Annotated in this window: 14 protein-coding genes and 3 pseudogenes; 7 read left to right on the forward strand and 10 right to left on the reverse strand. The window is 72.1% G+C overall.

The window, feature by feature from the left end; all coding sequences use genetic code 11:
- Positions 1–459, forward strand: a pseudogene (locus AB0C29_RS14485) (AfsR/SARP family transcriptional regulator); the annotation flags it as partial.
- Here the strand turns inward: AB0C29_RS14485 and AB0C29_RS14490 are convergent.
- Together AB0C29_RS14490 and AB0C29_RS14495 are read right to left on the reverse strand one after the other, a co-directional pair.
- Entirely contained in the window at positions 449–1801 is a 1353-nt protein-coding gene (locus AB0C29_RS14490) for a DNA polymerase IV (RefSeq protein ID WP_360820172.1), read from the reverse strand. The pseudogene AB0C29_RS14485 and the gene AB0C29_RS14490 overlap by 11 nt on opposite strands.
- Before the next feature lie 10 nt (positions 1802–1811).
- The gene (locus tag AB0C29_RS14495; RefSeq protein WP_360820175.1) at positions 1812–3242 is read right to left on the reverse strand and encodes a sugar porter family MFS transporter; all 1431 of its coding nucleotides are present in this window, start codon (positions 3240–3242) and stop codon (positions 1812–1814) included.
- A 90-nt stretch (positions 3243–3332) separates the two neighbouring features.
- Between AB0C29_RS14495 and AB0C29_RS14500 the strand changes: the two genes are divergently transcribed.
- The gene (locus tag AB0C29_RS14500; protein ID WP_360820178.1) at positions 3333–3758 is read left to right on the forward strand and encodes a hypothetical protein; all 426 of its coding nucleotides are present in this window, start codon (positions 3333–3335) and stop codon (positions 3756–3758) included.
- A 66-nt stretch (positions 3759–3824) separates the two neighbouring features.
- A complete protein-coding gene (locus AB0C29_RS14505) occupies positions 3825–4214 on the forward strand; it encodes an ATP-binding protein (protein WP_360820181.1) in 390 nt (129 codons plus the stop codon).
- 5 nt (positions 4215–4219) lie between these two features.
- Here AB0C29_RS14505 and AB0C29_RS14510 read toward each other — a convergent pair whose 3' ends face one another.
- Positions 4220–5431, reverse strand: coding sequence for a GAF domain-containing SpoIIE family protein phosphatase (locus AB0C29_RS14510; protein WP_360820184.1), 1212 nt, complete (start codon positions 5429–5431; stop codon positions 4220–4222).
- A gap of 96 nt (positions 5432–5527) precedes the next feature.
- Here AB0C29_RS14510 and AB0C29_RS14515 point away from each other — a divergent pair, with 96 nt between their 5' ends.
- The gene (locus AB0C29_RS14515) at positions 5528–6340 is read left to right on the forward strand and encodes an SAM-dependent methyltransferase (RefSeq protein WP_360820187.1); all 813 of its coding nucleotides are present in this window, start codon (positions 5528–5530) and stop codon (positions 6338–6340) included.
- 10 nt (positions 6341–6350) lie between these two features.
- Here AB0C29_RS14515 and AB0C29_RS14520 read toward each other — a convergent pair whose 3' ends face one another.
- Positions 6351–7025 (reverse strand): response regulator transcription factor, encoded by a 675-nt coding sequence (locus tag AB0C29_RS14520; RefSeq protein WP_360820190.1) that lies wholly within the window; start codon positions 7023–7025, stop codon positions 6351–6353.
- Entirely contained in the window at positions 7022–8374 is a 1353-nt protein-coding gene (locus AB0C29_RS14525; RefSeq protein ID WP_360820210.1) for a histidine kinase, read from the reverse strand. Before AB0C29_RS14525 ends, AB0C29_RS14520 begins: the two co-directional genes overlap by 4 nt.
- A 135-nt stretch (positions 8375–8509) precedes the next feature.
- Here AB0C29_RS14525 and AB0C29_RS14530 point away from each other — a divergent pair, with 135 nt between their 5' ends.
- On the forward strand, positions 8510–9142 hold the full coding sequence (locus AB0C29_RS14530; RefSeq protein ID WP_360820193.1) for a VTT domain-containing protein: 633 nt from the start codon (positions 8510–8512) through the stop codon (positions 9140–9142).
- 8 nt (positions 9143–9150) lie between these two features.
- Here the strand turns inward: AB0C29_RS14530 and AB0C29_RS14535 are convergent, their stop codons facing one another.
- The 5 genes from AB0C29_RS14535 to AB0C29_RS14555 are packed head-to-tail and all read right to left on the reverse strand — an operon-like array spanning position 9151 to position 11731.
- Positions 9151–9573: an SHOCT-like domain-containing protein gene (locus tag AB0C29_RS14535; protein ID WP_360820196.1), complete on the reverse strand. Its 423-nt coding sequence runs from the start codon at positions 9571–9573 to the stop codon at positions 9151–9153.
- Between the two features lie 11 nt (positions 9574–9584).
- Positions 9585–9842, reverse strand: a complete 258-nt coding sequence (locus AB0C29_RS14540; RefSeq protein ID WP_360820199.1) for a hypothetical protein — start codon at positions 9840–9842, stop codon at positions 9585–9587.
- Positions 9842–10219 (reverse strand): DUF2089 domain-containing protein, encoded by a 378-nt coding sequence (locus AB0C29_RS14545; protein WP_360820202.1) that lies wholly within the window; start codon positions 10217–10219, stop codon positions 9842–9844. The genes AB0C29_RS14540 and AB0C29_RS14545 overlap by 1 nt, the downstream gene beginning before the upstream one ends.
- Positions 10220–10274: 55 nt before the next feature.
- On the reverse strand, positions 10275–11066 hold the full coding sequence (locus tag AB0C29_RS14550; protein ID WP_360820205.1) for an alpha/beta hydrolase: 792 nt from the start codon (positions 11064–11066) through the stop codon (positions 10275–10277).
- Positions 11066–11731 carry a DUF4097 family beta strand repeat-containing protein gene (locus AB0C29_RS14555; protein WP_360820207.1) on the reverse strand — a complete coding sequence of 222 codons (666 nt, stop codon included), beginning with the start codon at positions 11729–11731 and terminating at the stop codon, positions 11066–11068. The genes AB0C29_RS14550 and AB0C29_RS14555 overlap by 1 nt, the downstream gene beginning before the upstream one ends.
- 230 nt (positions 11732–11961) lie before the next feature.
- On the opposite strand from AB0C29_RS14555, the pseudogene AB0C29_RS14560 reads away from it, so the two are divergent.
- A pseudogene (locus AB0C29_RS14560) lies at positions 11962–12039 on the forward strand (MarR family transcriptional regulator); the annotation flags it as partial.
- A pseudogene (locus AB0C29_RS14565) lies at positions 12040–12168 on the forward strand (helix-turn-helix domain-containing protein); the annotation flags it as partial.
- Between the last annotated feature and the right edge of the window lie 142 nt (positions 12169–12310).

Below are 12310 nucleotides of genomic sequence, written 5' to 3' on the forward strand. Positions count from 1 at the left end.
GGCGACCCGGACCGGGCGCGGGAGCTGCTCGACGCCGCCGAAGAGGGACTGCGCGGCGACTCCCCGTTCCCCGCTGACCACGCGCGCACGATGGTCGGCGGCGTGCGCGCCGGGCTGCTGCTGGCGGCTGGTGACCGGGCCGGCGCGCAACGGGCGCTGACCCAGGCCTACGCGGCCGCGCGGCGCACCGGCGACCTGCCGATCCTGGCCCAGGTGGCAGTGCACACCGCCGCCCTCGCCGAGGCGTACGGGCATCATCACGAGTCGGCCGTCCTGCTCGGCGCCGCTTCCCGGTTGCGCGGCGCGCACGACCGCACCGATCGGCAGGTCCGCGAGCTGAGCCGCCGGGGCCGGGCCGCGCTGGGCGAGGACTCTTTCGCCGCGGCGTACGGGAAGGGTTGGGAGCTGGACGCGCAGACGGCCGTGACCACCGTCGACCCGAACCGGCTCAGCCGATGACGGGTGCGGTCCAGTCCGGCGGCTCGGCCGGATGCAGCTTCGGGTCGTCGACCGCGAACGTCCGCACGGGTCCCGGCGGCGTGGTGGGACCCTCGAAGCGGACGGTGACCCGGCCCAGCCCGCTGCCCCAGACCCAGCCCGGTCCGTGCTCGTCGTGCCGGACGTCCTGCCCGGGCCGCCACTGCGTCGACACGGGCTCGGCGGGCCCGGACGGCGCCACCTCCGCCGGCGCCGCGACGGCCGCATCGACGTCCGGCGTGGCGGGTGCCGACGAGGTGAACAGGTCGTCCTGCGCGAAGTCGGTCAGCGTGGTCATCCCGACCCCGAGCAGCCGGATGCCGGCCGCGGTGTCGACGTCGGCCAGCAGCCACCGGGCCAGCTCGGCGACCAGCCGGGGGTCGTCGGTGGGCTGGTCCCGGGTCAGCGACCGGGTGATCGTGGTGAAGTCGTGGTGCCGGATCTTGACGGTGACGGTCCGCCCGGAGATCCCGCCGGCCCGCAACCGGCCGCCGACCCGGGCGGCGAGCAGGTCCAGTTCCCGGACCAGCCGGGCCCGGTCGGCCACGTCGACGTCGAAGGTCTCCTCGGCGGACACCGACTTCGCCTCCCGTTCGGTCACCACGGTGCGGTCGTCGTCGGCGCGGGCCAGCCGGTACAGCCCGGCGCCGTGGGCCTGGCCGAACCACTCGATCAGATCGGGCAGGGCCACCGCGGCGAGCTGACCGACCGTGTGGACCTGAGCGCGGCGGAGCCGTTCCTGGGTCGTGGGCCCGACCCCCGGCAGCCGCCCGACCGGCAGCGGGTGCAGCACCGCGCGTTCCTCACCGGCCGCGACGACCAGCAGCCCGTCGGGTTTGCGCAGGTCAGAGCCGATCTTGGCGAGAAGCTTGGAGGAGGCGGCCCCGACCGAGCCGGTGATCCCGCCGGTCGCCTCGGCGACGGCGGCCTTGAGCCGCCGCGCGACCGCGGTGACCCCGGCGGTGGACAGGTCGTGGTCACCGGCGGCGAGATCGAGGTACGCCTCGTCGATGGAGACCTGCTCCACCACGGGCGACACGTCGGCCAGCAACGCCAGGAAGACCTCACTGGTCCGGCGGTACGCGCCGAAGCGAGGTGCCAGGAACGCCGTCCCGGGCGGGCACCGCCGCCGGGCCTCCGCGGTGGGCATCGCGGACCGGGCCCCGTACGCGCGGGCCTCGTAGGAGGCGGTCGCGACCACCCCCCGCCCGGCGACCCCACCGACGATGACCGGCCGGCCCCGCAGGGACACCTTGTCGCGCTGCTCGACGGCGGCGAACATCGCATCGAGATCCACATGCAGAATGCTCGGCTCTCGTCTCACCCTCCCAGTGTCACGGGTGTCGGGCGAAGTCGGCGGGCTTGAACCTCCCGTTCGCCAGGTGATCCTCGATCTGCTCGAGGCTGCGGCCGGTCAGCTCGGGCATCTTGCGGTACAGGAAGAGGAAGGCGATGACGTTGAACGCCGCGTACATCCAGAAGGTCTGGCCCGTGCCGATCGCCTTCATCGTGCTGAGCAGGGTCAGGGTGATCAGCACGTTGGTGCCCCACAGCGACGCGGACTGGGCCGCGGCGCCCGCCGCCCGGGTGGCCAGCGGATAGATCTCCGATCCGGTCAGCCAGCCCATGAGCTGGATGCCACCGGCGGTGAAGGCCATGAAGGCGATCAGCGTGGCGATGATCCACGGCACCATCGACTTGCCGTCGTTGCCGGAGACGAAGAACCAGCCGAGCACCACGAGGGCGGCCGCGGCGCAGGGCAGGGTCAGCAAGGTCAGCCGCCGCCGGCCGACCCGGTCGATGATGACCAGCCCGACGAGCTGGGCGATCAGGTACGTCAGGCCCAGCGCGACGGAGACCCGCAGCGCCGTGGAGTCGGAGAAGCCGTTGTCGGTGAGGATCGTGGGCGTGTAGTAGACGATCATCTCGATGCCGGACAGCTGGGTGAAGATCGCCAGCCCGCAGCCGACCACGAGGGCCGGCCGCACCCACGCGGCCCGGAGCCCGGCCCAGCCACGGGTGCTGGCCTGCTTCTCGGCCCGTACGTTGGCCTTGATCTCCTCGAACTCGCCGGACAGGTCACTGTCCGGGTGCCGGACCCGCGCGAGGGCCTCCCGGGCACGGTCGGCGTGACCTTCCCGGGCGAGCCAGCGCGGGCTCTCCGGCAGCCGCAGCATTAGGGCGAACATGATCGCGGCGGGCACGGCGGCCATCCCGATCGCGACGCGCCAGTCGATGACCCGGGCCGCGCCGACGACGGTGGCGATGACGATGCCGCCACCGATCGCGATCTGGAAGAACAGCACCAGCCGGCCCCGGTAGGCGGTCGGCGCGAGCTCGGCGACGTACACCGGGGCGGTCTGCGTGGCGCCGCCGACCGCGAAGCCCAGGACCAGGCGGCTCAGCGACAGGGTGACCGGATCCGGGGAGAGCGAGGCGGCCAGCGACCCGACGACGAAGACGATGCCGATGAGCAGCAGCGTGCCGTGCCGGCCCCGGCGTTCGGCCAGCCGGCTGCAGGTCAGCGCCCCGATGACGGCGCCCACCAGGATCGACGCGGCGATCACCTGCTCCCACAGGTGACCGATGCCGAAGTCCTCGCCGATCTGCAGCAGGGCGCCGGAGATGATGCCGGTGTCGTAGCCGTAGAGCAGGCCGGAGACGGCGGAGACGAGCGCGACCACGATCACCGAACCCGTCAGCCGGGCCTCGCGCCGCGGCGGCGACAGCTGCGCCTCCGGCCCGTCCTGATCGGTCTGGCTCATCTCGGCCTCCGGGCGCAGTCACCATTCACCTGTGGCCCGGCAGTGCCCCGCAAGAACCAGAACTAACATGATCGATGCGAGGAGGCCGGGATGCGGGTGTTGATCGTGACGGCCGGTTCGCGCGGCGATGTCGCGCCTTTCACGGCCGCCCCCTCTCCCGAGGCCGCCCATTCGGTCTTCGCCGCGTTCCTCGACGAGCTGGGCGAGGGCGTCCTGTCCGCCGCGGCGGCCGGCACCGACGTTCTGCTCACGGCCTTCGGACCGGCCCCGCTGAGCCGCCTGGTCGCCGCGGGCCTCGGCATCCCCAGCGCGGGCGTCTATCTGGCGCCCGGGGTCCCCACCGGGGAGTTCCCGCCACCGGGCCGGCCGGCCGGCGGCGAGCTCACGGCCGCCGACAACGTCGCCGCGGGTGAACGCACCACCGAGCTCGCCCGCCGGATCCGCGCCGAGGACGGCTCCGCCGCCGTGATCTCGTTCGTCACGCGGCTTGAAGCCCAGCGTGAGTCGCATTCATGACCGACCGTGCGGACCCCCGGCGGGCGTAATCGACGTCGCGGAGGGTAGAAAGCTGTCATGGACCCGATGCGGCTGTCGTTCGCTCACCGCACCGACTACGCGGCTCTGCGGCAGTACGCCCGTACGGTCCTCGGCCAGTGGCAGACCCCCGAGCTGGTCGACGACACCCTGCTGGTGATCACCGAGCTGGTGGAGAACGTCGTGCAGCACACCGGCAACGGCGGTGAGCTGCTGCTGCACCGGCGCGCCGACGCCGTCCGGATCGAGGTCACCGACACCAGCTCCGAGCTGCCCCGCGCCTACGGGCCGGATCCTCGCCGCATCGGCGGACGGGGGCTGCTGCTGGTCGGCGCGTTGACGCGGGAGTGGGGGGCCCGTCCCAGCGGCCACGGCAAGGTCGTCTGGGCCGAGGTGCCGCTGACCGACCAGACCGGCACCGCCGCCGCGACCCGCTGACGGCTTCAGGGGCAGCGGCGGACGACGAGCACGGCGATGTCGTCGGTGGGTTGTTCGGTGCCGGAGCTCGCCATGATCGCGTCGCAGACCGTCTCGGCGGCGTCCGGCCGGATCGCGTCGGCCAGCCGCTTGATCCCCACGTCGATGATCTCCCCGCGGTGCTCGACCAGCCCGTCGGTGTAGCTGACCAGGACCGCGCCGGGCGGGAAGTCGATGATCGTGGTGGTGCGGACCCGGGCCGGGCGGCCGATGCCCAGCGGCGGGCCGACGGGGATGTACGGCACGCCCGCCGGTTGTCCCGGCACGGCCAGGATCGGTGGCAGGTGTCCCGCCAGCGAGATGTGCACGGCGGTGCGGTCGGGACTGATCATCGCGTACAGCGCGGTGGTGAGGTTGCCGGTCTCGAAGTGATGAACCTTGCGGTCCAGCAACGTGAGCACCTCGGCCGGATCGTCGGAGACCAGGGCGTACGCGCGCAGCGCGCTGCGGACCCGGCCCATCACGACGGCCGAGGCCAGGCCGTGCCCGGACACGTCCCCGATGACCACGCCCAGCCAGCCGGACGGGAGCGCGAAGACGTCGTACCAGTCCCCGCCGATGCCGAAGTCGTGCCCCGGCACGTAGCGGGCGGCCAGGTCCACGCCCGCGGCTCCCGGCAGGAGGGTGGGCAGCAGACTGCGTTGCAGGGCCAGCGCAGCCGCCTGGTCGAGCTTGTTGGACCGGATCTGCCCGGCCCGGCTGGCCCGGTCCGCGACGAGTTGCAGCAGGTGCACGTCGTCGGTGGTGAACACCCGCGGGGTGAGGCTGCCGATGTGCAGGACGCCGACCACCTCGTCACCGGCGAGGATCGGCACACCCAGCAGCGACCTGACGCCCTTGTCGAGCAGGATGGGATTCACGACGTCGTCGGGGGTGACGTCGTCGATGGCGACCGGCTGCCGGGTCTGCGCGACCCGGCCGGCGAAACCTCGGCCGATCGCCACCCGGAAACCCTGCTCCACCTCCTCCTCGAGGCCCTTCGCGGCGGTGGCGACGAGCTGACGGGAGTGGACGTCCACCAGCAGGATGACCGCGGTGTCGACGCCGAGCAGATCCCGGACGCGGTCGAGGAGCTCGTCGAGCAGATCGGCGGCGGGCATCCTCGACAGGGCCATGTCGGTGACGGCCTCGAGCCGGCGCAACCGCTCGGTGTCCTTGATGCCCTCGGCATTCACCACACGTGAAGCCTAGAGCCCCGCGACCGGCTCACGTACCAGGCACCCATGGGGTGGACCGTCGGCGCGGCGCGGCGCGGTCGGCGATATCGTTTCGCCGTGGACACGAGCGCAGCGACCCCTGGCATCGACCCGACCAAGGCGCATCCCGCCCGGCGCTACAACTACTGGCTCGGCGGCAAGGACAACTTCGCCGCCGACCGGGCCTCCGGCGACGAGCTCGAACGGCTGTTCCCGAAGGTACGCCTGGGCGCGCTGGCCAACCGGGCGCTGCTGCAGCGGGCCACCCGGTTCCTCGCCGCGGAGGCCGGGATCCGCCAGTTCCTCGACATCGGCACCGGCCTGCCGACCGCGGACAACACCCACCAGGTGGCCCAGCGGCACGCCCCCGACAGCCGGATCGTCTACGTCGACAACGACCCGCTCGTCATGGTGCACGCCCGGGCCCTGCTCGACAGCAGTCCCGAGGGCCGGACCGCCTACATCGAGGCCGACCTCAACGATCCGGACGCGATCCTCGACGACCGGGTCCTGCACGAGACGCTCGACCTGACGCAGCCGGTCGGCCTGATGCTGATCGCCGTCCTGCACTTCATCCACGGCCACGGCGCGGCCCGGCCGATCGTGCGCCGGCTGGTCGACGCGCTGCCGCCGGGCAGCTATCTGGTCGCCACGCACGCCACCTCCGACTTCGGCACCCCCGAGCAGCAGGCGCTCTATCAGCAGCTGGTCGAGCAGGGCAAGTCCGATGTCTGGACCCGCAGCCGCGCGGAGTTCACCGAGCTCTTCGAGGGACTGGAGCTGGTCGAGCCCGGCGTGGTGCCGGCCAGCGAGTGGCGGCCGGAGCCCGGCGCCGACATCCCCGCGACCTCGGACATCAACCTGTGGGCCGCCGTCGGCCGCAAGGGCTGACGGCGCCGCCTCAGGCCTGGCCGCCGGGGGTGACCAGGCCGGTCTCGTAGCCGAAGACCACGGCCTGGACGCGGTCGCGCAGGCCCAGCTTCTGCAGGATCCGGCTCACATGGGTCTTGGTGGTCTGCTCGGCGATGAACAGCGACGCGGCGATCTCGGCGTTCGACCGGCCCAGCGCGAGCAGGCGCAGGACCTCCCGTTCCCGGTCGGTGAGGCCGTTGAGCGCGGTGGCGCCGGCCGGGCGCCGCGGCCGGGCGGAGACGAAGTTCTCGATGAGCCGGCGGGTGATGCTGGGCGCCAGCAGCGCCTCGCCGCCGGCCACCACGCGGACGGCCCGCAGCAGGTCCTCGGGCTCGCTGTCCTTGAGCAGGAAACCGCTCGCGCCGGCCTGCAACGCGGCATAGATGTAGTCGTCGAGGTCGAACGTCGTCAGCATCAGCACCCGCGGCGTGTGCCCCTCGGCGCGGTCCGGGCCGAGCAGCTCCCGGGTCGCGGCCAGCCCGTCCAGCACCGGCATCCGGACGTCCATCAGCACGACGTCCGGGCGCAGGCTGCGCGAGCGCTGCACCCCGAGCCGGCCGTTCTCCGCCTCGCCGACGACCGTGATGTCGTCCTGCGCCTCCAGGATCGCGCGGATGCCGACCCGGATCATCGACTGGTCGTCCACGATCAGCGTGCGGATCACTCGTCGCCCCCGATCGGCAGCTTCGCCTCGACCCGGTAGCCGCCCTCGGCGCGCGGGCCGGCGGTCAGGGAACCGCCGACCAGCCGGACCCGCTCGCGCATCCCGGGCAGCCCGTGACTGGCCCGGCCGGGCCCCTCCATGGACTGCGCCGGCTGCGCCGCCGCGTCGTTCACCACCGTGAGCACAAGATCAGGACCTTCGACGTCGAGACAGATCGTGGTACGGGCGCCGGGCGCGTGCCGGATGACGTTGCTCAGCGACTCCTGGATGATCCGGTATGCCGCGAGGGCGACGCTCTCCGGGAGTGCTGCCTCGCGTACCGTCTCCGCCTCGCGCAGCTCGACCGGCACGCCCGCGCGACCGGCCGACTCGATCAGCTCGGGCAGCCGGCCCAGCCCGGGCACCGGCGTGAGCTCGGGGTCGGCGCTCTCGTCGCGCAGCACGGCCAGCAGCTGGCGCATCTCGCGCATGGTCGACCGCGCGCCGGCGGCGATCCGGGCGAACTCGGCCTTGCTCTCCGGATCCAGGTCCTTGATCCGGTACGACGCCGAGGTGGCCTGCATGTGGATCACCGACATGCTGTGCGCGACGACGTCGTGCAGCTCGCGGGCGATCCGGGTGCGTTCCTCGGCGACCGCCCGCTGGCTCTGCTCGACCTCGACGTCGTGCCGCGCGTCGGCCAGTTCCCGGCGGACCTCCTGCCAGCCCCGGATCATCAGCACGGCGCCGAGGGCGAGGGTCGACAGGATCGGGTAGAGGATCATCATCGTCAGCCCGTCCGTGAGGGTCCGGCCCCGCGGATCGAGCAGCGCCACCACGGTCAGCAGCAGCACGCTGCCCGACCAGGTCACCAGCGCCGTCCGCCGGCCGGCCCAGGCGGCGACCAGCGCGATGTGCGCGACCAGAGTGAACAGGCCGGTCACGGTGAGCGGCCAGGTCGACCCGGAGTCGGGCGGGATGGCCACCGCGAACACCGCGACGGCCACGAACTGCAGCACGGTCGCCGCCCGGGGCCGCAGCAGGATCAGCACCAGCGCGGCGCTCTGCGCGATGCCCGCCACGAACGCGATCAGCGGGAGCACGTCGAACTGGGTGACCGCCAGCGTCACGTTGAGCGGCAGCAGCGTGAACGCGAGGAAGCCGGCGATCAGCCACGGCAGCAGCCACGTCAGCACCGGGCGGTTGCGCCGGCCCAGGCCCGCCACGGAACCGGCCGCCGGCCCGGCGACCCTGGCCACGACGGGGCGGACATGCCCGAACGCGTGCCCGATCGCCCTCACCGCCCGCGGCAGGCGCGAGAGCATCAGCCGGCGCCGGCCGTGCTCCTGCTTCGTCTCCGCACGCGCCATCACGCAGCGACACTACCGAGATCGGTCCCGCGCGGCGTCCAACCGCAGAGGTATCCGACCCCCTACCCGGGGGTGACGCACGCCGGTACCGGAGATCGACGCCCGCCGCGGTACCCCGCGCTCACGCTTCGGCCCATGGATCTGATGAGTCTGGCCGGCCCGGTGATGACGTCTCCGCTGCTCTACCCGCTGCTCGCGGGCCTGTGCAGCCTGGACGGCGTGGTGCCGATGATCCCCTCCGAGGCTGTGGTGCTGGCGTCCGGCGTCTTCGCCCACGCGGGCACGCCGAACCTGGTGCTGGTCGTGCTGGCCACCGCCCTGGGTGTCTTCCTCGGCGACCACCTCGCGTACGGCCTCAGCCGCAGTGTCCTCGGCCCCCGGTTGATCAACCGCTCCCGGCACGTCAGCCGGGCCGTCGCGGCGGCGGGGCGGCAGCTCGACCGGCGTACCGGCCTGCTGATCGTGATGTCGCGGTTCCTGCCGGGCGGCCGGGTGACGATGAACCTGGCCTGCGGCACGGCCCGGCTGCCGCTGTCCAAGTTCAGCCCCGCCTCGGCGATCGCGGCGCTGGCCTGGGCCGTGTACACGGCGGGGCTGGGCTTCGTGGGCGGCGCGGCGTTCGTCGAGAACCCGCTGCTGGGTCTCGGCGTGGGTCTGGGGCTGTCGTTCGCCCTGGGCGGCCTCATCGAACTGGTCCGCCGCCGGATCAGCCACCGCAGGCCGCACCCGCGCAACCGCGTCGAGAATCTCCCGGTCCGCGTCGGGTGATCCGTGGCCTACTCGCAGAAGACGCGCACTTTGGCGTCGGGCTGGTCCACCTCGACGGTCATCTCGTCGAGGTGGTCCACGAGCGCCTCGAGCTGTTCCGGTTTGAGCTGGGTGAGGTCGAACGGCACGCCCGCCTTGCTCAGCTCGGCGTTGGCCTGACCCAGGGCCTGCGGCGGGATCAGAGCGGCCAGTCGCACCCCGGCGCGCAGCAGTTGCAACGGCACCCGCACGTTGACCCGGCCACGCTCGCCGTTGTCCACGGAGTCCACCACCACCCGCAGATACTTCACCTTGCCGCCGGGCCGGACCTCGAGGCCCGGCGCCGGCGCCGGGCGGGCCCGGTCGAGCGCGGCGATGAGCTGCTCGGCCTCCTCAGCGGTGATCTTGCCCTCGGCCAGCATGTCGAGGATGTCCCTGCGTTGTTCGGTCATCGCGACCTCTCCTATCGGACGGTGACGAGCACGGCCGTGCGGCCCTGCTCGATGTCGACCCGGGTGCCGGGCAGCGCCGAAACGGTGCGCCACCCGGTGCCGAGGGCCCGCGCCACGCTGACGCGGTGGACCAGACAGGCCACGGCCGCCACCAGGGTGGCGAGGACGAGGACGGGCAGGAGGACGAGCACCACGGGCAGGACCGGGATCCAGATCCGGATGCGGCGGCCGCGCGAGCTGTTCACCCGTACGGTCACCAGCTGCGGCATCACGTGTCACCGTCCAGCTCGGACAGTGCCTGCTGTGCGGTGATCTCACCGCGGCGCAGCCGGTCGATGACGTCGGCCCGGGACGGCGCCGGATCGGTCTCGACGAAGTCGAGCAGCTGGGTGATCCGGTTGAGCCGGGACTTGATCGTCGGATAGCTGACCCCGAAGATCCGTTCCATCTCCTTGATCGAGCCGTGGCACCGCACGAACGCCGTGACGAAGACCTGGTCCTCGACGGTGAGCTGAGCCAGTTGCGGCGGCTCGAACGCACCCTCGATCGCGATGTCACTGCCGGTCAGGCGGACCCGCTCGACCACGAACGGCCGGCCCCCGGTCAGGCTCGTCAGCTCCTGCCAGTCCATCGCCTGCTCTGTCATATCTCCAGTTGTACACGGTCGATGCTTAACTTTCACTATGTCGATCTTGAAATTATTAATCAGCGATCGAACGGACGGCGTCGGCAACGGCCGCGTGGTCCTTCTTGAGGATCGCCCCGTGGTTGCTGGTGACCTTCGCCGCGATCCGGATGTTCGGGTTGCGCCTGGTCACGGCGTCCAGACCGGCGCGGATCTTCTCCTGCTCGTCACCGCGACTGCCGAAGGACGTCCCGGACGCGACGACGTAGCGCACCGGGACGGTGATGCCGTCCAGCACCGGGCCCAGCGCCCGCTCCCGGGACAGCCGGCCGAGCTCGATGTTGCTGTCCGCCTGCTGAGCGGCGTTCATCCTGGGGGCCAGACCGGTCGGGCGCAGCAGCGGCAGGAACCAGCTCATCCGCCGGAACAGCTTGCGGATCCGCAGTTCCATGGCCTCGTCGAGCCAGTCGTGCGGGAACGCGCCGTCGACCAGGACCGCACCCACAGTGCGCTCCGGATTCCGGTGGGCCCAGTGCGCCGCGACGACCGCCCCGTAGGACCAGCCCACCAGCACCGCCCGGTCGACGCCGCGGGCCGCGAGGACCGCATCGACGTCCCGGACGGCCGCCTCGAACGAGTAGTCGGCCGACCGCTTCGACTTGCCGCGGGCCCGCTCGTCGTACGTGATGTGCCGCCGGCCCGTTCCCAGGTCCGCGATGACGCGGCGCCAGTATCCCTGGGTGGCGAACTGGCCGTTGAGGTAGACGACGGGGATGCCCGGACCACCGGTGTCGGTGACAGCCAGGGCCGTGTCCTCGACCGGCACCAGGCCGGTCCAGGTGGTGTTCTCGTTCATGGTCAGCTCCATCAGAGGCTCCGGGCGGCGATGTCGCCGTGGGCGGTGGTGGCGCGGATGTCGAGCTCCGCGGTGCCGTCGTTCTTGAGGGTGTTGCTGATCCGGCCGTGACCGGTGCCGGCGTCCAGGACCGCCGAGACCCCGGCGGCGGCGCCGACCGAGATGTCGCCGGACTGGGTGCGCAGGACGACCGTGCCGCGTACCGCCTCCGCGATCCGGATGTCGCCCCGGGTGGTGCTGATCTCCGCCGGGCCGTTGAGCCGGCCGACCTCGACGTCGCCGTCGACCGCGGTCAGGCGGACACTCCCCGCTTCGTCGATCTTGATCCGGCGGTACGCGCCCTCGACCGTGAGGTCACCGAGCCGGCCGACGCCCCGCAGCTCGGCGGCGGCCGACCTCGCCTCGATCCGCGAGCCGGCGGGCAGTTGCACGGTGACCTCCACGGAGCCGGCGGAGCCGAGGAGCGGGCTCTTGGGGGCGGCGGCCTGGATCCGCAGGACACCGTCGGCGTAGGAGACGGTGGTCTGTTCCGCGGTCCGGAGGTCGCCGTTCTTGGCGGGATCGGCCGGTCGCACCTCGACGACGGTGTCGGCGCGGTCGGCGGCGATGACCTGGATGCGGCCGGCCGGGATGTCCAGGACGGCGGCGACGGGGGCGGGGGTGTCGAACTTCGGCATCGTGTTCTCCTGAGCTCGTTCGTTGTTTCCGATGTGCGAAACGCTACGTTGCCTTTCTGGAGTCGGCAACAATGTTGTTGCACTGAACAAGCGTTATTGCAGCTCAGGCGAGCAAAGTCATTGCAATGATTGTGCCGCATAATGCAACGGGCACTTGCTCTTCATTGCAATGGACAGGAAGTGAACGCTATGGTGGCGGCGCGGAACAGCCACGGACCGAGGAGATCGCGATGCCGGGAGGCAGGCTCACCCAGCAGGAACGCCAGCAGATCGCGCTGGGAGTGGCCGACAGCCTCCCCTACGCCGAGATCGCCCGGCGCCTCGATCGTCCGACGTCGACGATCACGCGGGAGGTGATGCGCAACGGCGGCCCCACCGCGTACCGGGCCGACCTGGCCCACCGCGCCACCGAGCGCCGCGCCCACCGGCGCCGGCCCGCCGCCTCCCGGGGGGCGCAGACGGCACCGAAGGCGAACGGAAGCGACGCCGAGTCCGAGGCCGACTACGAGGAGACGCTGAACACCGTCCTATAGGCCTCCGGCCTGAGCAAGATGTAGGCCCGGGTGCTGACATGCATGT

Source organism: Actinoplanes sp. NPDC048791, from assembly GCF_040650095.1.
Lineage (GTDB): Bacteria > Actinomycetota > Actinomycetes > Mycobacteriales > Micromonosporaceae > Actinoplanes.